18 protein-coding genes are annotated in these 21,309 nt (G+C 63.6%); 12 read left to right on the forward strand and 6 right to left on the reverse strand.

The window, feature by feature from the left end:
- Positions 1-47 precede the first annotated feature (47 nt).
- A complete protein-coding gene (locus Q7C30_RS18090) occupies positions 48-932 on the reverse strand; it encodes a LysR substrate-binding domain-containing protein (protein WP_317872304.1) in 885 nt (294 codons plus the stop codon).
- A 162-nt stretch (positions 933-1,094) separates the two neighbouring features.
- Between Q7C30_RS18090 and Q7C30_RS18095 the strand changes: the two genes are divergently transcribed.
- Positions 1,095-4,115, forward strand: a complete 3,021-nt coding sequence (locus Q7C30_RS18095) for an FAD-binding and (Fe-S)-binding domain-containing protein (protein ID WP_317872305.1) — start codon at positions 1,095-1,097, stop codon at positions 4,113-4,115.
- A 22-nt stretch (positions 4,116-4,137) separates the two neighbouring features.
- On the opposite strand, the gene Q7C30_RS18100 is transcribed toward Q7C30_RS18095, so the two are convergent.
- The 4 genes from Q7C30_RS18100 to phhA all read right to left on the reverse strand — a co-directional run bounded on the left by Q7C30_RS18100 (position 4,138) and on the right by phhA (position 7,024).
- A complete protein-coding gene (locus Q7C30_RS18100) occupies positions 4,138-5,337 on the reverse strand; it encodes an MFS transporter (protein ID WP_317872306.1) in 1,200 nt (399 codons plus the stop codon).
- Between the two features lie 94 nt (positions 5,338-5,431).
- The gene (locus Q7C30_RS18105) at positions 5,432-5,560 is read right to left on the reverse strand and encodes a hypothetical protein (protein WP_275898054.1); all 129 of its coding nucleotides are present in this window, start codon (positions 5,558-5,560) and stop codon (positions 5,432-5,434) included.
- 282 nt (positions 5,561-5,842) lie between these two features.
- Complete coding sequence (locus tag Q7C30_RS18110) at positions 5,843-6,199, reverse strand: 4a-hydroxytetrahydrobiopterin dehydratase (protein WP_039579085.1); 357 nt, start codon at positions 6,197-6,199, stop codon at positions 5,843-5,845.
- A gap of 39 nt (positions 6,200-6,238) precedes the next feature.
- A complete protein-coding gene (phhA, locus tag Q7C30_RS18115) occupies positions 6,239-7,024 on the reverse strand; it encodes a phenylalanine 4-monooxygenase (protein WP_317872307.1) in 786 nt (261 codons plus the stop codon).
- 252 nt (positions 7,025-7,276) lie between these two features.
- Between phhA and Q7C30_RS18120 the strand changes: the two genes are divergently transcribed.
- Positions 7,277-8,839, forward strand: a complete 1,563-nt coding sequence (locus Q7C30_RS18120; protein WP_317872308.1) for a sigma-54-dependent transcriptional regulator — start codon at positions 7,277-7,279, stop codon at positions 8,837-8,839.
- 60 nt (positions 8,840-8,899) lie between these two features.
- Here Q7C30_RS18120 and Q7C30_RS18125 read toward each other — a convergent pair whose 3' ends face one another.
- A complete protein-coding gene (locus Q7C30_RS18125; protein ID WP_029614282.1) occupies positions 8,900-9,157 on the reverse strand; it encodes a DUF2790 domain-containing protein in 258 nt (85 codons plus the stop codon).
- A gap of 402 nt (positions 9,158-9,559) precedes the next feature.
- On the opposite strand from Q7C30_RS18125, the gene acs reads away from it, so the two are divergent.
- The 10 genes from acs (at position 9,560) to astD (ending at position 21,294) form a co-directional block, all read left to right on the forward strand.
- Positions 9,560-11,521 (forward strand): acetate--CoA ligase, encoded by a 1,962-nt coding sequence (gene acs, locus Q7C30_RS18130; protein WP_039579080.1) that lies wholly within the window; start codon positions 9,560-9,562, stop codon positions 11,519-11,521.
- A 510-nt stretch (positions 11,522-12,031) separates the two neighbouring features.
- Positions 12,032-12,817, forward strand: a complete 786-nt coding sequence (locus Q7C30_RS18135; protein WP_029614281.1) for an ABC transporter substrate-binding protein — start codon at positions 12,032-12,034, stop codon at positions 12,815-12,817.
- Positions 12,818-12,908: 91 nt separating this feature from the next.
- A complete protein-coding gene (locus Q7C30_RS18140) occupies positions 12,909-13,598 on the forward strand; it encodes an ABC transporter permease (RefSeq protein WP_317872309.1) in 690 nt (229 codons plus the stop codon).
- A complete protein-coding gene (locus tag Q7C30_RS18145; RefSeq protein ID WP_039579076.1) occupies positions 13,595-14,293 on the forward strand; it encodes an ABC transporter permease in 699 nt (232 codons plus the stop codon). The genes Q7C30_RS18140 and Q7C30_RS18145 overlap by 4 nt, the downstream gene beginning before the upstream one ends.
- A 22-nt stretch (positions 14,294-14,315) precedes the next feature.
- The gene (locus Q7C30_RS18150) at positions 14,316-15,080 is read left to right on the forward strand and encodes an ATP-binding cassette domain-containing protein (RefSeq protein WP_295482468.1); all 765 of its coding nucleotides are present in this window, start codon (positions 14,316-14,318) and stop codon (positions 15,078-15,080) included.
- Positions 15,081-15,173: 93 nt separating this feature from the next.
- Complete coding sequence (gene argR, locus Q7C30_RS18155) at positions 15,174-16,154, forward strand: transcriptional regulator ArgR (RefSeq protein WP_317872310.1); 981 nt, start codon at positions 15,174-15,176, stop codon at positions 16,152-16,154.
- Positions 16,155-16,359: 205 nt separating this feature from the next.
- Positions 16,360-17,580 carry an aspartate aminotransferase family protein gene (locus Q7C30_RS18160; protein ID WP_039579070.1) on the forward strand — a complete coding sequence of 407 codons (1,221 nt, stop codon included), beginning with the start codon at positions 16,360-16,362 and terminating at the stop codon, positions 17,578-17,580.
- A 140-nt stretch (positions 17,581-17,720) separates the two neighbouring features.
- The gene (gene aruF, locus Q7C30_RS18165) at positions 17,721-18,740 is read left to right on the forward strand and encodes an arginine/ornithine succinyltransferase subunit alpha (protein WP_116888677.1); all 1,020 of its coding nucleotides are present in this window, start codon (positions 17,721-17,723) and stop codon (positions 18,738-18,740) included.
- A gap of 62 nt (positions 18,741-18,802) precedes the next feature.
- Positions 18,803-19,834 (forward strand): arginine N-succinyltransferase, encoded by a 1,032-nt coding sequence (gene astA, locus Q7C30_RS18170; protein WP_039579066.1) that lies wholly within the window; start codon positions 18,803-18,805, stop codon positions 19,832-19,834.
- A complete protein-coding gene (gene astD / locus Q7C30_RS18175) occupies positions 19,831-21,294 on the forward strand; it encodes a succinylglutamate-semialdehyde dehydrogenase (RefSeq protein ID WP_317872311.1) in 1,464 nt (487 codons plus the stop codon). Before astA ends, astD begins: the two co-directional genes overlap by 4 nt.
- Positions 21,295-21,309 lie beyond the last annotated feature (15 nt).

Raw genomic sequence — 21,309 nt, forward strand, 5'->3', positions numbered from 1 at the left:
GGTTTTCAACGCAGCATCACCGAGTGTCAAGGCTTTTCAGGCAGAGCCTAGATCTGCTCCAGCAACCACCCGCGAAAGGCCCGCAACGACGGCAGCCTTTCATTGCGGGGTGGATAGATCAGGTAGTAGCTGCGCTGGCTGGCGAATGCCCCTGCGGGGCTGAACAGCTCGCCTTTGGCCAATTCCTCGGCCACCAGGATCCTGGGCACCAGGCCGATGCCGATACCCGCGCGTACTGCCTGGATCAAATGCGAGGTCAGCTCGAAGCTCGGCCCCAGGCGCATCGAGCGATGCGCCAGTCCATGATGGGAGAACCATTCGCCCCAGGCGTGCGGATTGTTGGCGACATTGAGCAGCAGCTCTTCGCTGATCCGCCGCGGCGTCCAGCCATCGGCCGCAAGTGCCGCTTGCGGCGGCAGGATCACCACCAACTCTTCGGCATGCAGCCGATGACAGATCAAGCCAGGTAGGTCGTGGCTGGCCACGCCGATGGCAGCATCGATTTCGCTGGTGTCGAAGTCGATGGCTTCGATACGTGAATGAATATGCACCAGCATGCCCGGGTGCGCCTGATAGAACGCGTGCAAGCGCGGTAACAGCCATTTCGAGCCGAAAGTCGGCAAGGTCGCCAGGCGCAAGGTGCCGACCCCGGATTGATAGGCCAGGGCCTGCAGGGTGGCGCTGCGAATTCGACCCAGGGCTTCGCTCAGTTCGCGCTGGTACAAGCGCCCCACATCGGTCAACTGCACCTGGCGCCCCTCGCGGCGGAACAGTGTCAGCCCCAGTTGCTGCTCCAGCGCCTGGACCTGGCGGCTGACCGCACTCTGGGTGAGCGACAGCTCCACGGCAGCGCGGGTGTAGCTTTCATGGCGCGCAGCCGCCTCGAAGGCCAGCAGCAGCGACATCGAGGGCGTCAAGTGGCGGTAATTCATTCATGAAACTCATCGATAGCGGCAGGATTATCCGTTTGCCCTCGAGCCGAAACTACAGGAACATGGGCGCATCCGTCATCTGGCCTGTCGGCATTCATGCGTGCTGCGCAGGTGTCAGTAACGTCCACACCGTGATCAGACCTATCAAGAGGCCATCCTTCGATGATCGCCCAGTTGCCTGTCCGTGCGCCTGCCGCCGGTTACCCCGAATTCCTCGACGCTCTGCGTGCCAGCGGTTTCCGCGGCCAGATCAGCGCCGACTACGGCACCCGCACGGTGCTGGCCACCGACAACTCGATCTACCAGCGCTTGCCCCAGGCGGCGGTGTTCCCGTTGGACGCCGACGATGTGGTGCGGGTCGCCACGCTGATGGACGAGCCGCGCTTCACCCAGATCAAGCTGACCCCGCGCGGCGGCGGCACCGGCACCAACGGCCAGTCGCTGACAGACGGCATCGTCGTCGACCTGTCGCGGCACATGAATGCCATTCTCGAGATCGACGTCGAACAGCGCTGGGTGCGGGTGCAGGCCGGTGTGGTCAAGGACCAGCTCAATGCGGCGCTCAAGCCCCATGGGTTGTTTTTCGCCCCTGAGCTGTCCACCTCAAACCGCGCCACCCTTGGCGGCATGATCAACACCGATGCCAGCGGCCAGGGCAGTTGCACCTATGGCAAGACCCGCGATCACGTACTCGAATTGCACAGCGTGCTGCTCGGTGGTCAGCGCCTGCACAGCCTGCCGCTGGACGACGCAGCCCTGGAGCAGGCCTGCGCCGCACCCGGACGGGTGGGCGAGGTGTATCGCACGGCGCGCGACATCCAGCAGACCCAGGCCGAATTGATCGAGGCGACCTTTCCCAAGCTCAACCGCTGCCTGACCGGCTACGACCTGGCGCACCTGCGCGACACGCAAGGCCGCTTCAACCTCAACAGCGTACTGTGCGGCGCCGAGGGCTCATTGGGCTATGTGGTCGAGGCCAAGCTCAATGTGCTGCCGATTCCCAAGTATGCGGTACTGGTCAACGTGCGCTATGCCAGCTTCATGGACGCGCTGCGCGATGCCAATGCGCTGATGGCGCTCAAGCCGCTGTCGATCGAGACGGTCGACTCCAAGGTGCTGATGCTGGCGATGCAGGACATCGTCTGGCACAGCGTGGCCGAATACTTCCCCGCCGATACGCAGCGTCCGACCCTGGGCATCAACCTGGTCGAGTTCTGCGGCGATGAGCCGGAGGCGGTCAATGCGCGGGTGGCGGCGTTCGTCGAGCACCTGCGCAGCGACACCAGCGTCGAGCGCCTGGGCCATACCTTGGCCGAGGGCGCCGAAGCGGTGACGCGGGTGTACGCCATGCGCAAGCGGTCGGTGGGGCTGCTGGGCAACGTCGAGGGCGAGGTGCGGCCGCAGCCCTTCGTGGAGGACACCGCCGTGCCGCCGGAGCGCCTGGCCGACTACATCGCCGAGTTCCGCGCGCTGCTCGACGGCCACGGCCTGGCCTACGGCATGTTCGGTCATGTCGATGCCGGTGTGCTGCATGTTCGGCCGGCGCTGGACATGAAGGATCCGGCCCAGGCCGCGCTGGTCAAGCCGATCTCCGATGCGGTGGCGGCGCTGACCAAACGCTACGGTGGCCTGCTCTGGGGCGAGCATGGCAAAGGCCTGCGTTCGGAGTACGTACCCGATTATTTCGGCGAACTGTACCCTGCCCTGCAGCGCCTCAAAGGTGCCTTCGACCCGCGCAATCAACTCAACCCTGGCAAGATCTGCACCCCGTTGCACAGCGCCGAGGGCCTGACGGCGGTCGATGGCGTGACCCTGCGCGGCGACCTCGACCGTCACATTGACGAGCGCGTCTGGCAGAGTTTTGCCAGCGCGGTGCATTGCAATGGCAACGGCGCCTGCTACAACTACGACCCCAACGACGCCATGTGCCCGTCGTGGAAAGCCACCCGCGAGCGCCGCCACTCGCCCAAGGGCCGCGCCTCGCTGATCCGTGAGTGGCTGCGCCTGCAGGGCGAGGCCGATATCGACGTACTGGCCTCGGCGCAGCGCAAGGCACCGTGGTTCAAGGGCCTGCCCAAGCGCTTGGCCAACCGGCGCGCGCAGCGCCAGGGGCAGGCCGACTTCTCCCACGAAGTCTACGACGCCATGGCCGGTTGCCTGGCGTGCAAGTCCTGCGCCGGGCAGTGCCCGATCAAAGTCAACGTGCCGGACTTCCGTTCGCGTTTCCTCGAGCTCTATCACGGGCGCTATCAGCGTCCGTTGCGTGATTACCTGATCGGCTCGCTGGAATTCACCATTCCTTATCTGGCCCGCGCGCCGGGCCTGTACAACGCCGTGATGGGGTCGAAGTGGGTGAGCCGTCTGCTGGCCGATCAGGTGGGCATGGTCGACAGCCCGCTGATCAGCCGCTTCAACCTGCAGGCCACGCTGACCCGCTGCCGGGTGAAGATGGCCAGCGTGCCCAGCCTGCGCGAACTGACGCCGATGCAGCGCGAGCGTAGCCTGGTGCTGGTGCAGGATGCCTTCACCCGCTATTTCGAAACGCCGCTGCTGGCCGTGCTCATCGAGCTGGCGACCCGCCTTGGCTATCAGGTGTTTCTCGCCCCCTATAGTGCCAATGGCAAGCCGCTGCACGTACAAGGTTTCCTCGGTGCGTTCGCCAAGGCGGCAATTCGCAATGGTCGTCAGCTCAAGGCCCTGGCCGACTGCGGGATACCCTTGGTCGGGCTGGATCCGGCGATGACCTTGGTTTATCGCCAGGAATACCAGAAAGTCGATGGGCTCGAAGGCTGCCCCAAGGTGCTGCTGCCTCAGGAGTGGTTGGTCGATGAGCTGCCACGCCAGCCTGCAGGGCAGGGCGGCAGCTACCGTCTGCTGGCCCACTGCACGGAGAAGACCAACGCGCCGGCCAGCACGCGTCAGTGGGAACAGGTGTTCGAGCGGTTGGGGCTCAACCTGGTGACCGAAGCCACCGGTTGCTGCGGCATGTCCGGCACCTACGGCCATGAAGCGCGCAACCAGCAGACGTCGAAGGCCATCTTCGAGCAGTCCTGGGCGGGCAAGCTGGACAAGGCAGGCGAGGCCTTGGCGACGGGTTATTCATGCCGTAGCCAGGTCAAGCGCATGACCGACAAGCCGTTGCGACATCCGTTGGAGGTCGTGCTGCAACATCTGCTGCGCTGATCCTGACGGTCACCCCGCGCCTTCACAGGCGCGGCTGCCCGCGATCGTATCGGCGCGTCTGCCGGTACAGATACACACTCAACACCAGCCCGCACACCGCAGCCCCAGCGGCGAACAGGAAGATCGAGCGGAATCCGAACCCTGCGGCCACCGCGCCCACCAGGGGCCCGGTGATCCCCAGCGACAGGTCGATGAACAACGAGTACGCCCCCACCGCTGCGCCGCGGTTGGCGGCCGACACCTGATTGACCGCCTCCACGCCCAGTGCCGGGAAGACCAGGGAGAAACCGAATCCGCTCAAAGCCGCGCCGAGCAGCGCAAGCTCCGCGCTCGGTGCCAGCCACAGCATCAACAGCCCGAGGGTTTCCACCGACAGGCAGGCGATGGCCACGCGAAAGCCGCCCAGGCGGTTGATCAGGTTGCCGAACACCAGGCGCGCGCAGATGAAGCTGGCGCCGAACACGCTCAGCGTCAGGGCGGCGCTCGGCCAGCCGCGACTGGCGTAGTAGAGGGTGATGAAGGTCGCGATGGTGCCGAAGCCGATCGAGCCCAGGGCCAGTCCCGCGCCGTGGGGAAACACCTTGCCCAGCACTTGCAGAAATGGCAGGCGCTTGCCGGCCACGATCGGCGCCGCCGGCTTCGACCACGCCAGGGCCAGACCGATCAGGCCCAGCGCAATGATGCTGGCGCCCATGCTCCACAGCCCCAGGTGGTTGACCATCAGCACCCCGAGCGGAGCGCCGATGGCCAGGGCGCCGTAACTGGCGATGCCGTTCCAGGAAATGACTTTGGCCGTGTGTTCGGCGCCCACGCGGCCAATGCCCCAGCCTATCGAACCCGAACCCACCAGGCTTTCCGCGCTGCCTAGGACCAGGCGTCCCACCAGCAGACAGGCCAGGCTCACCCACGGCAGGTGGCCGAGGAAGCTGCACGCCAGCATGAACACGCCGCTCAGGCCGCAGCCGGCCAAGCCCCACATCACCGCCTTCTTGCTGCCCAGATTGTCGATGATGCGGCTGGCGGTGGGGCGGCTGAGCAGGGTGGCCAGGTACTGCACGCTGATCACCAGGCCGGCGAGTACGGCGCTCAAGCCCAGGTCGTTATGCACGTAGCCGGGTAGCACGGCCAGCGGGATGCCGATGTTCAGGTAGCCGATGAAGGTGAACAGCACGATGGAGACGATTTGCAGCGTGATCGCCAAGCGGCGCGGTGATTCGGGCATGGGGGATTCGCGGGAGAGGGTCTGGACAGTGTGAAAGCGCGCTGACGGGGCGAGCCCGCAGGTCAGCCGTTTTCACACGGTCGGGGGTGCGCGATTAGTCCTGATCGGCGCTGGAGGGGTCGTCACCTTCGTGCCCAGCAGGTGCCGGCTCGGCGGCATGGGCGGTAACGGTCTGCTCTTCGGGGTTCAGGCTTGGGAAGGGAAGATTCGGGATTTCGTGCATCTCGTCGTTCCTCGCAAGTGTGAGTGAAAAGGCTGCGCCAGGCGCATTCTGAAGCGTTTGCAACGCCGAGGCAGGATACAGGAGTCTGGATGACAGTTTGAAAAAAATCCCGCGCGCACTTCGGATTTGTGGGCGGATAGCGGACGGTCAACGCGCTGGGCGAGCGCGAGAAACCTTGAGCAGTGGGAGGTGGTAGCGATCATGGGCGCTGCACGCGACAGGTGCAGAGGCGCAGGCATCGCGGGTGAATCGCAGCGGCAAACCGCTGCGAATGTGCAGCGCTTACTTACGCCCTTCAGCCGTTTGCGCCACCTGGTCGGTACGCGCGCACATGATGAAGTCGTTGCGGTGCAGGCCCTTGATGGAGTGGCTCCACCAGGTGACGGTGACCTTGCCCCATTCGGTCAGCAGGCCTGGGTGATGCCCTTCGGCTTCGGCGATTTCACCGACCGCGTTGGTGAAGGCCAGCGCATGCTTGAAGTTCTTGAACAGGAACACCCGCTCCAGTTCCATGTGACCGTCGCGCACTTCCACGCTCCAGTCGGGTATTTCGCGGATGAGCTCGGCCAGCTCTTCGTCGCTGACCTTCGGTGCATCGGCACGGCACGCTTCACAGTGGGCTTGGTTCAAGGCGTTCATCGAGGGTTTCCACTATCAGTTTGTTGTCGACAAGGTGGCTCAGGCCGCCTTGGGTGGGAATTTCGGCGCATGCAAGCCCAACTGCGTGGCTCGCTGGACCATGCCCATGATGTCTTCGTGGGCCAGGTCGAACAGGCGCTTCATGTTCGGCAGCACGAAATACACCGGCTGCAGAATGTCGATGCGATACGGCGTACGCATGGCTTCGATGGCGTCGAAGGCCTGGTGCTCGGGCTCGATGGAAAGGCTATACAGGGTTTCCTTGGGCGAGGAGAGAATACCGCCACCGTAGATCTTGCGGCCGTGGGCAGTCTCCATCAGGCCGAACTCGATGGTCATCCAGTACAGTCGCGCCAGGTACACGCGCTGCTCCTTGGTCGCGGCCAGGCCGAGCTTGCCGTAGGTATGGGTGAACTCGGCGAACCAGGGATTGGTGAGCAAGGGGCAGTGACCGAAGATCTCGTGGAAGATGTCCGGTTCCTGCAGGTAGTCGAGTTCTTCGGCGCTGCGAATGAAGGTGGCGACAGGGAAGCGCTTGCTGGCCAGCAATTCGAAGAACGTCTGGAAGGGGATCAGCGCCGGGACCCGGGCGACTTGCCAGCCGGTGGTAGCGGCCAGCACCTTGTTGATTTCACCCAGTTGCGGGATGCGGTGGTGGGGCAGGGCGAGCTGCTCGATGCCGTCCAGGTATTCCTGGCAGGCGCGGCCCTCGATCACCTTCAACTGACGGGTGATCAAGGTGTTCCACACCGCATGCTCATGCTGCGGGTAGTCGATAAAACCTTGCGCGTCGGGCTCACGGGCCACGTACTGCGTTTGTTTCATGTCGCTCTCCTGCTGAGGGCTTTGTTGTTATGACCGCAATGGCATTAGAAATAGCCCTTGGTTTGGGCGATTGCATCCGGTGATCAGGTCAGGCGAGCGGTGTCTGCAAAGGATTTCTGTAAGGTAAATTTTACAAGCAGCCTGTATTGACCGAAGATCCGCCTTTCTAAGGCCTTAAGGCTGATTGATTTGTCAGCTTATCTTTACGAATTTCTGCGCTGAACATGAAAAAGACGGCGTGACGGAGCTTCCATGCGCATCAAAGTCCATTGTCAAAACCGCATCGGCATCCTGCGCGACATTCTCAATCTTCTGGTGGAGTACGGCATCAACGTGCTGCGCGGGGAGGTCGGCGGCGATCAGGGCAATGCGATCTATCTGCACTGCCCCAACCTCATCAATCTGCAATTTCAGGCCCTGCGTCCCAAGTTCGAGGCCATCGCCGGCGTGTTTGGTGTCAAGCGCGTCGGCTTGATGCCCAGCGAGCGCCGACATATGGAACTCAACGCCCTGCTCGGTGCGTTGGAATTTCCCGTGCTATCGGTGGACATGGGCGGCAGCATCGTCGCGGCCAACCGCGCGGCGGCGCAGTTGTTGGGCGTGCGCGTCGACGAAGTGCCTGGGCTACCGCTGGCGCGCTACGTCGAGGATTTCGACCTCCCGGAACTGGTGCGGGCCAATCAGTCGCGCATCAACGGCCTGCGGGTCAAGGTCAAAGGCGATGTATTCCTGGCCGACATCGCCCCGCTGCAGTCCGAGCACGACGACAGCGAAGCGCTCGCCGGCGCCGTGCTCACGCTGCACCGCGCCGACCGCATCGGCGAGCGCATCTACAACGTACGCAAACAGGAGTTGCGCGGTTTCGACAGCATCTTCCAGAGCTCTCGGGTAATGGCCGCAGTGGTGCGTGAGGCGCGGCGCATGGCGCCGTTGGATGCGCCGTTGCTGATCGAGGGCGAGACCGGCACCGGCAAGGAGCTGCTGGCCCGCGCCTGTCACCTGGCCAGTCCGCGCGGCCAGGCGCCGCTGATGGCGCTCAACTGCGCCGGGTTACCGGAATCGATGGCCGAGACCGAGCTGTTCGGTTACGGGCCTGGCGCCTTCGAAGGCGCCCGCGCCGAAGGCAAGCTCGGCCTGCTGGAACTGACGGCAGGCGGTACGCTGTTTCTCGATGGCGTGGCCGAGATGAGCCCGCGGCTGCAGGTCAAGTTGCTGCGCTTTCTGCAGGACGGTTGCTTTCGTCGTGTCGGCAGCGACGAGGAGGTGCATCTGGACGTGCGGGTGATCTGCGCGACCCAGGTGGACCTGTCGGAGTTGTGCGCACGCGGCGAATTTCGTCAGGATCTGTATCACCGCCTCAATGTGCTGTCATTGCATATTCCGCCACTGCGTGAATGCATGGACGGTCTCGAAGGATTGGTTCGTCATTTCCTCGACCAGGCCAGTCGACAGATTGGCTGCGCCTTGCCGACATTGGCGCCGGCGGCATTCAACAAGTTGAGTCTTTATCAATGGCCGGGCAATGTGCGGCAACTGGAGAACGTGGTGTTCCAAGCCGTCTCGTTATGCGAAGGCGGGGTGGTGAAAGTTGAACATATTCGCCTGCCGGATTACGGCTCGCGTCAACCGCTGGGTAACTTTTCGTTGGAAGGGGAACTGTCGGATATTATCGGTCGCTTTGAAAAAGCGGTGCTTGAAAGTTTGAAGGCCGACTTTCCAAGTAGTCGAGCGCTGGGGAAGCGATTGGGCGTCTCGCACACGACGATTGCCAACAAGTTACGCGATTATTCCCTGGGCAAGATGACCGATCGATAGTGGGCCGTGGGGTGTCCGTCGGGGCGGCGAAAGGGGCCCGCAGGGCCCCCGTGTCGCGACTCAACCGTTGGAGCAGCCATTGCCCATCACGCGGTACTCCAGGACGTGTCGGTGGCCTTGGGAGTCCTCGTAGGTCATGCGCGCCGGCACCACTGCGCAGACATCGGCGACCGGGCTCATGGACAGCACCTTGGCGATATCCAGGTGCTGGGAGTAATTGTAGTGTTCGACCGGAATCTGCTCGGCGGGCGGCGTCAGGTCATCGGCCATCGCCGCGCTGCAGACACTGCCCAGTAGCAATACCAGTAAAGCTTTCATGTTCGAGTTACCTGTCTAAGGTCGTGAAGGGACGCGCGGCACGCAGGGCGCCGCGAAAACGTACAACGTTGAAAGTTGAGTTCGGGAGAGGATCAACAAGGCCGCGTGGGGGCTGGACTGGAAGTTGATCGGTTTGCCGTTGTTGGCGAGGGCCATGTTAGGCCTGCGTGGCAAGTTGAAAAAGACACTGTTTTGATACAGTTTTTGCTGGATTCGGTAACAATCTTTTCCTGCACCACCGCTTTTTTCTGGACATCAGCGATTACGCCGGTTGCAGCGCTGTCGTGGAAGCGCTGACGCGCCAGTCGGGTTTTGGTACTACCAACGTCGAATGGTCACGCGCGCTCTGGTACAGTTAAAACCTTCGTATACAAAAACAACTATTACACCGAGGTAAAACAGATGAGTGCGGCTCCCCTGTATCCCGTTCGTCCCGAGGTCGCGGCAAACACCCTGACCGACGAGGCCACCTACAAGGCCATGTACCAGCAATCGGTGATCAACCCGGACGGCTTCTGGCGCGAGCAGGCCCAGCGCCTGGACTGGATCAAGCCTTTCACCAAGGTCAAGCAGACCTCTTTCGATGACCACCACGTGGACATCAAATGGTTCGCCGACGGCACTCTGAATGTCTCCTACAATTGCCTGGATCGCCACCTCGAAGAGCGGGGCGACCAGTTGGCTATCATCTGGGAGGGTGACGACCCTTCCGAACACCGCAACATCACCTACCGCGAGCTGCACGAGCAGGTGTGCAAATTCGCCAACGCGCTGCGCGGGCAGGACGTGCACCGTGGCGATGTGGTGACCATCTACATGCCGATGATTCCCGAAGCGGTGGTGGCGATGCTCGCCTGTGCACGCATCGGTGCCATTCATTCGGTGGTGTTCGGCGGCTTCTCGCCCGAAGCGCTGGCCGGACGCATCATCGACTGCAAGTCCAAGGTGGTGATCACCGCCGACGAGGGCCTGCGCGGCGGCCGACGCACGCCGCTCAAGGCCAACGTCGACCTGGCCCTGACCAATCCTGAAACCAGCAGCGTGCAGAAGATCATCGTGTGCAAGCGCACCGGTGGCGACATTGCCTGGCACCAGCACCGCGACATCTGGTACGAGGACCTGATGAAGGTGGCCTCCAACCACTGCGCGCCCAAGGAAATGGGCGCCGAGGAAGCGCTGTTCATCCTCTATACCTCGGGTTCGACCGGCAAGCCCAAAGGCGTGCTGCACACCACCGGCGGTTACCTGGTGTACGCCGCGCTCACCCATGAGCGGGTCTTCGACTACCGTCCGGGCGAGGTCTACTGGTGCACCGCCGACGTGGGTTGGGTCACCGGGCACAGCTATATCGTCTATGGTCCGCTGGCCAACGGCGCCACCACGCTGCTGTTCGAAGGCGTGCCGAATTACCCCGACATCACCCGTGTGTCGAAGATCGTCGACAAGCACAAGGTCAACATCCTCTACACCGCCCCGACCGCCATCCGCGCGATGATGGCCGAAGGCGAGGCGGCAGTGGCCGGCGCCGACGGTTCGAGCCTGCGCCTGCTTGGCTCGGTCGGCGAGCCGATCAACCCGGAAGCCTGGAACTGGTACTACAAGACGGTCGGCAAGGAGCGTTGCCCGATCGTCGACACCTGGTGGCAGACCGAAACCGGCGGCATCCTCATCAGCCCGTTGCCAGGTGCCATCGGCCTCAAGCCAGGCTCGGCGACCCGGCCGTTCTTCGGCGTGGTGCCGGCACTGGTGGATAACCTGGGCAACCTGATCGAGGGCGCGGCCGAGGGCAACCTGGTGATCCTCGACTCCTGGCCGGGGCAGTCACGTTCGCTGTATGGCGACCACGACCGTTTCGTCGACACCTACTTCAAGACCTTCCGTGGCATGTACTTCACCGGTGACGGCGCGCGTCGCGACGAAGATGGCTACTTCTGGATCACCGGGCGGGTCGACGACGTGCTCAACGTCTCCGGCCACCGCATGGGCACCGCCGAGATCGAGAGCGCCATGGTGGCGCATGCCAAGGTCGCCGAAGCGGCGGTGGTGGGCGTACCGCACGACATCAAGGGGCAGGGCATCTATGTCTATGTCACCCTCAACGCCGGCGAGGAGCCCAGCGAGCAGTTGCGCCAGGAGTTGAAGAACTGGGTGCGCAAGGAGATCGGCCCGATTGCCTCGCCGGATGTCATCCAGTGGGCACCAGGCCTGCCCAAGACCCGCTCGGGCAAGATCATGCGCCGTATCCTGCGCAAGATCGCCACGGCCGAGTACGATGCGCTGGGTGATATTTCCACCCTGGCCGATCCGGGTGTGGTGCAACACCTGATCGACACCCACAAGGCCATGAGCCGGGCGTCGGCGTAGTTGCATGACAGGGGCTGCGATGCAGCCCCTTCTCATTCTTGCGGCAGCTTACCCTTGACGGGATTTCTGCTCGATCTTGCCGAGTGTTACCCGATATTCATCGGTAACCCGTCGCGCTGATCCATTGCACCGAATCGGGGCCAGGGGAAACAGTCCTGCAGTCCTCCGGTGCATTTCCTATCACATCGTCACCCCCACGCACCCCGCACTTGCTGGAATTCAAGGCTTTGCCAATAATAGGCGCGCTTATTGCTTCGTCTAAAGGTTGTATTCCTTTTGCGCTTGCATGTTTCGCAAGAGCTGTCAATATCGCCGCCCGCAGGTTTATGCGCTTCTATACGTAGTTGTCGCTTTGAAGAAATATCGACCACCGGGCTGCCGTTAGAATGCCACTCACTCGCTCGTGGTCTGCGACCCTGGTCGAACCCTGCGCGGCTCGCGTTGTACTCATTCGCCTCTCGGGCAGTCGTTTCCCTGCCTGCTAGTGCCCCGTACCGATGGAGTTACCTGATGAAGAAGCTCGCACTGCTTGGCGCCCTGGCGCTGTCCGTGTTTTCCCTGGTCTCGCAGGCCGACGAAAAGCCGTTGAAGATCGGTATCGAAGCGGCCTATCCACCCTTTGCCTTCAAGCAGCCCGATGGCAGCATTGCCGGCTTCGACTACGACATCGGTAACGCCCTGTGCGAAGAGATGAAAGCCAAGTGCACGTGGGTCGAGCAAGAATTCGACGGCCTGATCCCGGCACTGAAAGTGCGCAAGATCGACGCCATCCTGTCCTCCATGTCGATCACCGACGATCGCAAGAAGTCGGTTGACTTCACCAATCGTTATTACCTGACCCCGGCGCGTCTCGTGATGAAGGACGGCACCACCGTCAGCGACAGCCTCGATGAGCTCAAGGGCAAGAAAATCGGCGTGCAGCGTGGTTCGATCCATGACCGCTTCGCCAAGGAAGTACTGGCACCGAAGGGCGTCACCGTCGTGCCCTATGGCACGCAGAACGAAGTCTACCTGGACGTCGCGGCCGGTCGCCTGGACGGTACCGTGGCCGATGCCACCCTGCTCGAAGACGGCTTCCTCAAGACCGACGCTGGCAAAGGCTTCGCCTTCGTCGGGCCTGCCTTCACCGACGTGAAGTACTTTGGCGACGGTGTGGGTATCGCCGTGCGCAAGGGTGATGACGCCAACCGCGAGCGCATCAACAAGGCCATCGACGCCATCCGTGCCAACGGCAAGTACAAGCAGATCGAGGCCAAGTACTTCAACTTCGACATCTACGGTCCAGACGCGAAATAAGCGTCCGGCAATCACCTGAGCAATGGTGCAAACAGCAGGAGCGCTGAGGTTTGCACCATTTTTCGTTCCCAAGTCCTGAGGAATTCGAAACATGTTGAAAGGCTACGGGGCAGTCATCCTCGAGGGGGCGTGGCTGACGTTGCAGCTCGCCCTGTCGTCGATGGCCCTGGCCATCGTTCTCGGCCTGATCGGCGTAGCCTTGCGGTTGTCGCCGGTGCGCTGGCTGGCCTGGCTGGGCGACCTCTATTCCACGGTCATCCGTGGCATCCCGGACCTGGTGCTGATCCTGCTGATCTTCTACGGCGGTCAGGACATCATCAACCGGCTCGCGCCGCTGGTCGGCTACGACGACTACATCGACGTGAATCCGCTGGTCGCTGGCATCTTCACCCTGGGCTTCATCTTCGGTGCCTATCTGTCGGAAACCTTTCGTGGCGCGTTTCTCGGGATTCCCCGTGGGCAGGCCGAAGCCGGGGCGGCTTATGGCATGAGCTCGCGGCAGGTGTTCTTCCGCATCATGGTGCCGCAGATGATCCGCCTGGCGATTCCGGGCTTTACCAACAACTGGTTGGTGTTGACCAAGGCCACTGCGCTGGTGTCGGTGGTGGGCCTGCAAGACATGATGTTCAAGGCCAAGCAGGCAGCCGACGCTACCCGCGAACCTTTTACCTTCTTCCTGGCGGTAGCCGCGTTGTACCTGGTGTTGACCAGCGTCTCGCTGCTGGCGCTCAAGTACCTGGAAAAACGCTACTCGGTCGGCGTGAGGGCCGCTGAACTATGATCTTCGACTACAACGTCGTCTGGGAAGCCATGCCGCTGTACCTCGGTGGCCTGCTCACCACGCTCAAGTTGCTGGCGCTGTCGCTGTTCTTCGGCTTGCTGGCGGCGATCCCGCTGGGTTTGATGCGCGTCTCGCGCCAACCGCTGGTGAACATGACCGCCTGGCTCTACACCTACGTGATTCGTGGCACGCCGATGCTGGTCCAGTTGTTCCTGATCTACTACGGCCTGGCCCAGTTCGAGACCGTGCGCGAGAGCTTCCTGTGGCCGTGGCTGTCCAGTGCGACCTTCTGCGCCTGCCTGGCCTTCGCCATCAACACCAGTGCCTACACCGCCGAAATCATCGCCGGCAGCCTCAAGGCCACGCCCCATGGCGAGATCGAAGCGGCCAAGGCCATGGGCATGTCGCGTCTGAAGATGTACCGCCGCATCTTGCTGCCTTCGGCGCTGCGCCGCGCGCTGCCGCAGTACAGCAACGAGGTGATCATGATGCTGCAGACCACCAGTCTGGCGTCGATCGTGACCCTGATCGACATCACCGGCGCCGCGCGCACGGTCAGTGCCCAGTACTACCTGCCTTTCGAGGCCTTCATCACCGCGGGCGTGTTCTACCTGTGCCTGACCTTCATCCTCGTGCGCCTGTTCAAGATGGCCGAACGCCGCTGGCTCAGCTACCTGGCGCCGCGCAAGCACTGACCGCTCTGTGAGAATCGACAGCATGTACAAACTCCAAGTCCAAGACCTGCACAAGCGCTACGGCAGCCATGAGGTCCTCAAGGGCGTGTCCCTGGAAGCCAAGGCGGGCGATGTCATCAGCATCATCGGCTCCAGCGGTTCCGGCAAGTCCACCTTCCTGCGCTGCATCAACCTGCTCGAGCAGCCCCACGCGGGCAGGATCGTGCTCAACAACGAAGCGCTCAAGCTGGTGGCCGACAAGGACGGGGCGCTGCGCGCCGCCGACAGCAAGCAACTGCAACGCCTGCGCTCGCGCCTGTCGATGGTGTTCCAGCACTTCAACCTGTGGTCGCACATGACTGCGCTTGAGAACGTCATCGAAGCGCCAGTGCACGTGCTGGGCGTCAATCGCAAGGAAGCGCTGGAAAAGGCCGAGCACTACCTGGCCAAAGTCGGTGTGGCGCACCGCAAGGACGCCTTCCCCGGACACATGTCCGGCGGCGAGCAGCAGCGTGTGGCGATCGCCCGTGCGCTGGCCATGGAGCCTGAGGTCATGCTGTTCGACGAACCGACCTCGGCGCTTGATCCGGAACTGGTGGGCGATGTGCTCAAGGTCATGCAGGCGCTGGCCCAGGAAGGTCGGACGATGGTGGTGGTCACCCACGAGATGGGCTTTGCCCGCGAGGTGTCCAACCAGTTGGTCTTCCTGCACCAGGGGCTGGTCGAGGAGCGCGGCAATCCGCGCGAAGTGCTGGTCAATCCGCAGTCCGAGCGTCTGCGCCAGTTTCTCTCCGGCAGCCTCAAGTAAGGGCTGCACTCGCGCACCAGAATAGGGCATGCTGCGCTACGGGCGCGGCAGCGCCTGCCGCCTCATTCGACCCCAGGTTTCGGACCGTCACCTATGACCACCCAGCGAATCGGCTTTCTCATCTGGCCCGGCACTCGGCCGCTGACCCTGGCTCTGGCCGAGGAAGTGCTGCAGCTTGCCCAGCGGGTGCACCCGGAGGTGATCTACGACCTGAGCTACCTGCAGGCCGAGCCCGCCGAAGAGGGCGCCTGGCGTCTGCCGGGCGAGCCTTGGAATGGTCGTCTCGAAGGCCTGCACAAACTGCTGCTGTTGGCGGATGAACCCACCTTGGCCCTGGGTGCGCCGCTGACGACGGCGCTCAAGCAGGTGGCGCGCAGCGGCTGCATGGTCGGCGGCCTTTCTGCTGGCGTGTACCCGCTGGCCTTGCTGGGTTTGCTCGATGGCTACCGGGCCGCGGTGCACTGGCGCTGGCAGGACGACTTCGCCGAGCGCTTTCCCAAGGTCATTGCCACCAGCCATCTGTTCGACTGGGACCGTGACCGTCTGACCGCTTGCGGCGGCATGGCGGTCACCGACCTGCTGCTGGCGGTGTTGGCCCGTGACCATGGCGCTGAGCTGGCGGGGGCGGTGTCCGAGGAACTGGTGGTCGAGCGCATTCGCGAGGGCGGCGAGCGCCAGCGCATTCCGTTGCAGAACCGCCTGGGCTCCAGCCATCCCAAGCTGACCCAGGCGGTGCTGTTGATGGAGGCCAATATCGAAGAGCCGTTGACCACCGACGAAATCGCCCAGCATGTCTGTGTGTCGCGTCGGCAACTGGAGCGGATTTTCAAGCAGTACCTCAATCGCGTGCCCAGCCAGTACTACCTGGAACTGCGTCTGAACAAAGCCCGGCAGATGCTGATGCAGACCAGCAAGTCGATCATCCAGATCGGCTTGTCCTGCGGGTTTTCCTCCGGGCCGCATTTCTCCAGCGCCTACCGCAACTTCTTCGGCGCCACACCCCGTGAAGATCGCAACCAGCGGCGCAGCAACAGTCCGTTCGAGCTGAGTTCGACGCCCGCAGAGAAAGGCTGAGGCGTGCAGCGTTCACCCAATGCCATGCTGCCGGTACACTGCGCGAATGCGACCATGTTTGTCGCATTGCCGAAAGCCTTGGCAAAACCGGGTTTGACCCTGTAACAAGTTGTCGCCTGGCAGCAAGGACAGGCGTCGATCAGTCCTTACAATCCCCCCATCGCTGGTGACTCCACAGGCCAGCGTTCCTCTTCAGGAGACTCAGATGTCCGTTGAGCAAGCCCCAGTGCAACGTGCCGATTTCGACCAGGTCATGGTGCCCAACTATTCCCCGGCGGCCTTCATTCCCGTCCGAGGCGAGGGTTCCCGTGTGTGGGATCAATCGGGCCGCGAACTGATCGACTTTGCTGGCGGCATCGCGGTGAACGCCCTGGGCCATTGCCACCCGGCGCTGGTCAAAGCGCTGACCGAGCAGGCCAACACGCTCTGGCACGTGTCCAACGTCTTCACCAACGAACCGGCCCTGCGCCTGGCGCACAAGCTGGTGTCCGCGACCTTCGCCGACCGTGCGTTCTTCTGCAACTCCGGCGCCGAATCCAACGAGGCCGCTTTCAAGCTGGCCCGTCGCGTGGCCCATGACCGCTTCGGCCCGGACAAGCACGAAATCATCGCCACCGTGAACAGCTTCCACGGGCGCACCCTGTTCACCGTCAGTGTCGGCGGCCAGCCCAAGTATTCCGATGGCTTCGGCCCGAAGATCACCGGCATCAGCCATGTGCCCTACAACGACCTCGAGGCGTTGAGGGCGCAGATTTCGGACAAGACCTGCGCGGTGGTCATCGAGCCGATCCAGGGCGAAAGCGGTGTGGTGCCCGCCGACCAGGCTTACCTTGAGGGCGCGCGTGCATTGTGCGACGAGCACAACGCTCTGCTGATCTTCGACGAGGTGCAAACCGGCGTCGGCCGTACCGGTTCGCTCTACGCCTACCAGCACTACGGCGTCACCCCGGACATCCTCACCAGCGCCAAGAGCTTGGGCGGCGGCTTCCCGATCGGCGCCATGCTGACCACGGCCGAGCTGGCCAGCCACCTGGCCGTCGGCACCCACGGCACCACCTACGGCGGCAACCCGCTGGGGTGCGCCGTCGCGTGCGCGGTGATGGACGTGGTCAACACTCCCGAGACGCTGGCAGGCGTCAAGGCCAAGCACGCGCGGTTCAAGACGCGTCTGGAAGCGATTGGTCAGGCTGCCGGTCTGTTCAGCCAGGTGCGTGGTGTCGGCCTGCTGATCGGCTGCGTCCTCACCGAGGCCTGGAAAGGCAAGGCCAAGGACGTGCTCAACGCCGCCGAGAAAGAAGGGCTGATGGTGCTGCAGGCCGGTCCCGACGTAGTGCGTTTCGCCCCGAGCCTGGTGGTCGAGGATGCTGATATCGACGAGGGCCTGGCCCGCTTCGAGCGCGCCGTACGCACGCTGACCCAGGGCTGATCGGCCTGCGGTTCATCGCCGATGCAGGCTGCGCCGCGTCGGCGATCATCGAATTCCAGTGCGGGGGCTGCGCGTGCCAGCACGTACCCGCCGATTTTCCGTGCCGACCCGTTCGGCCCGTATTCCTGAGGAGTGACACCATGCTGGTGATGCGCCCCGCGCAAATGGCGGACCTGAACGAAGTGCAGCGCATGGCTGCCGACAGCCCCATTGGTGTCACCTCGCTGCCCGATGATGCCGGGCGCCTGGGCGACAAGATCGCCGCTTCGGAAACCTCCTTTGCCGCCGAAGTCAGTTTCAACGGCGAGGAAAGCTACTTCTTCGTGCTCCAGGACAGCGTCACCGGCAAGCTGGCCGGCTGCTCGGCCATCGTCGCCTCGGCGGGCTATTCCGAGCCGTTCTACAGCTTTCGCAACGAGACCTTCGTGCACGCGTCGCGCGAGCTGAAGATCCACAACAAGATCCACGTCCTGTCGCTGTGCCATGACCTCACCGGTAACAGCCTGCTGACCAGCTTCTATGTGCTGCCTGAACTGGTCGACAGCGGCTGGGCAGAACTGAATTCGCGAGGACGCCTGCTGTTCATGGCCTCGCATCCGGAGCGCTTTGCCGAGTCGGTGGTGACCGAGATCGTCGGCTACAGCGACGAGCAGGGCGAGTCGCCGTTCTGGGACTCGATCGGGCGCAACTTCTTCGACCTCAACTACGCCGACGCCGAACGCCTGTGCGGCCTGAAGAGCCGTACCTTCCTCGCCGAGCTGATGCCGCACTACCCGATCTACGTGCCATTGCTGCCCGACCGCGCCCAGGAAGCGATGGGCCAGGTCCACCCGCGGGCGCAGATCACCTTCGACATCCTGATGCGCGAGGGCTTCGAAACCGAGCACTACATCGACATCTTCGATGGCGGGCCGACCCTGCATGCGCGCACCTCGGCCATTCGTTCGATCGCCCAGAGCCGCGTGGTGCCGGTCAGGCTCGACGATACGCCGATCAAAGGTGGACGCCCGTACCTGGTGTGCAATGGTCAGTTGCAGGACTATCGCGCCGTGTTGCTGGAGCTGGACTGGGTGCCGGGCAAGCCGCTGGTGCTGAGCAATGAAGCGGCCGACGCCCTGGGCGTTGGCGAAGGTGGCAGTGTCCGTGTGGTTGCCGCCTGAGCCGAGCGCTCGCCGGCAGGCGCGATTCGCGGCAGGCACAGGCCGCCGCACAAGGAGATAGCATGATCGTTCGTCCCGTACGCAGCAGCGATTTACCCGCGCTGATCGAACTGGCTCGCAGCACCGGCAACACCGGACTGACCACGTTTCCGGCCAACGAAGAGCGCCTGGCCCGGCGGGTTGGCTGGGCCGAGAAGAGCTTCAGTGGCGAAGCCGCGCGCGGCGACACCGACTACCTGTTCGTGCTCGAGAACGACGAGGGTCTGGTGGTCGGCATCAGTGCCATCGCCGGCGCCGTCGGTCTGCGGGAGCCCTGGTACAACTACCGGGTCGGCTTGACCGTCAGCGCCTCCCGCGAGCTGGACATCTATCGCGAAATTCCCACCCTGTTCCTGGCCAACGACCTGACCGGCAACGCCGAACTGTGTTCGTTGTTCCTGCGCAGCGACTACCGCAACGGGCGCAACGGCCACCTGCTGTCCAAATCGCGGATGCTGTTCATCGCCGAATACCCGCAACTGTTCGGCAAGAAGATCATGGCGGAGATGCGCGGCATGGCGGATGCGCATGGCCGTTCGCCGTTCTGGGAAAGTCTGGGGCGGCATTTCTTCAAGATGGAGTTCAGTCAGGCCGACTACCTCACCGGGGTGGGCAACCGGGCCTTCATCGCCGAGCTGATGCCCAAGTTCCCGCTGTACACCTGCTTCCTGTCCGAGGCAGCGCGCAGCGTCATCGGTCGCGTGCATCCGGACACCGAACCTGCGCTGGCGATGCTCGAGCGCGAAGGGTTCGCCTATCAGGGTTATGTAGACATCTTCGACGCGGGTCCGGCGATCGAATGCGAGACCCAGCGTATCCGCGCCGTGCGCGACAGCGAAACCTTGGTGCTGGCCGTCGGCACGCCGGGCGAGGACGCTACGCCCTACATCATCCATAACCGCAAGCGCGAAGACTGCCGCATCACCGCCGCGCCGGCACGCCTGGCGGCAGGCACCCTGGTGGTCGATGCACTGACCGCCAAACGGCTGCGCCTGGGGGTTGGCGACAGTGTCCGCGCCGTGCCGCTGAGTGCGCCCCGGGAGGTTCAGGCATGACCACGCATTTCATCGCTGGCCAGTGGCAGGCCGGTCACGGCCAGGCGCTGCAGTCGCTCGATCCGGTGAGCCAGGCGCTGCTCTGGGAAGGTCAGGGCGCCACCGCCGATCAGGTCGATGCGGCCGTTGAGGCGGCGCGCTCGGCATTCTCCGGCTGGGCGCAGCGTAGCCTGGAGGCCCGCCTCGCAGTATTGGAGGCATTCGCCGAACAGCTCAAGACGCGCGCCGACGAATTGGCTCGCTGCATCGGTCAGGAAACCGGCAAGCCGCTGTGGGAGTCGGCGACCGAAGTCACCAGCATGATCAATAAAGTGGCGATCTCGGTGCAGAGTTATCGTGAGCGCACCGGCGAGAAAAGCGGCCCCCTGGCCGATGCCACCGCCGTGCTGCGGCACAAGCCCCACGGCGTGGTCGCGGTGTTCGGGCCGTACAACTTTCCTGGCCATCTGCCCAATGGGCATATCGTGCCGGCGTTGCTGGCCGGTAACTGCGTGGTGTTCAAACCCAGTGAGCTGACGCCCAAGGTCGCCGAATTGACCGTGCAGTGCTGGATCGCCGCGGGTCTGCCCAACGGCGTGCTCAATCTGGTGCAAGGCGCGCGCGACACGGGTGTTGCGCTGGCGGCCCACCCCGGCCTCGACGGGCTGTTCTTCACGGGCTCGAGCCGTACCGGCACCGTGCTGCATCAGCAATTCGCCGGGCGTGCGGACAAGATCCTGGCGCTGGAGATGGGCGGCAACAACCCGCTGCTGGTGGATGAGGTCAAGGACCTGGAGGCGGCGGTCTACACCATCATTCAGTCGGCCTTCATCTCTGCCGGCCAGCGCTGCACCTGCGCACGACGCCTGTTGGTACCGCAGGGGACGTGGGGTGATCGGCTGCTGGCGCGACTGGTCGAGGTGTGCGGCCAGTTGCGGGTCGGCGCTTTCGATGCTCAGCCGGCGCCCTTCATGGGCTCGGTGATTTCCCTGGACGCGGCGCGCGCGCTGTTGGCGGCGCAGGCTGACCTGCTGGCCAAGGGCGGCACGGCGCTGCTCTCGATGACCCAACCGCAGGATGGCGCGGCCTTGCTGACCCCTGGCATCGTCGATGTGACCGCCGTGGCCGAGCGCCCTGACGAGGAGTTTTTCGGTCCGCTGCTGCAGGTGATTCGCTATGACGATTTCGAGTCGGCGATCGATGAGGCCAACAACACGCAGTTCGGCCTGGCGGCCGGCCTGTTGTCCGATTCGCACGCCCGTTACCAGCACTTCTGGCTGCGCAGCCGCGCCGGCATCGTCAACTGGAACAAACAGCTGACCGGCGCGGCCAGCAGCGCCCCCTTCGGTGGCGTGGGCGCCAGTGGCAACCATCGCGCCAGCGCCTACTACGCGGCCGACTATTGTGCCTATCCCGTGGCATCGCTGGAGACCGCCAGCCTTGCTCTGCCGGCGACCCTGACGCCGGGTGTGACGCTATGACAACAGGTCTCGGAG

The sequence above is a fragment of the Pseudomonas sp. RAC1 genome, assembly GCF_030658255.1.
Lineage (GTDB): Bacteria > Pseudomonadota > Gammaproteobacteria > Pseudomonadales > Pseudomonadaceae > Aquipseudomonas > Aquipseudomonas boreofloridensis.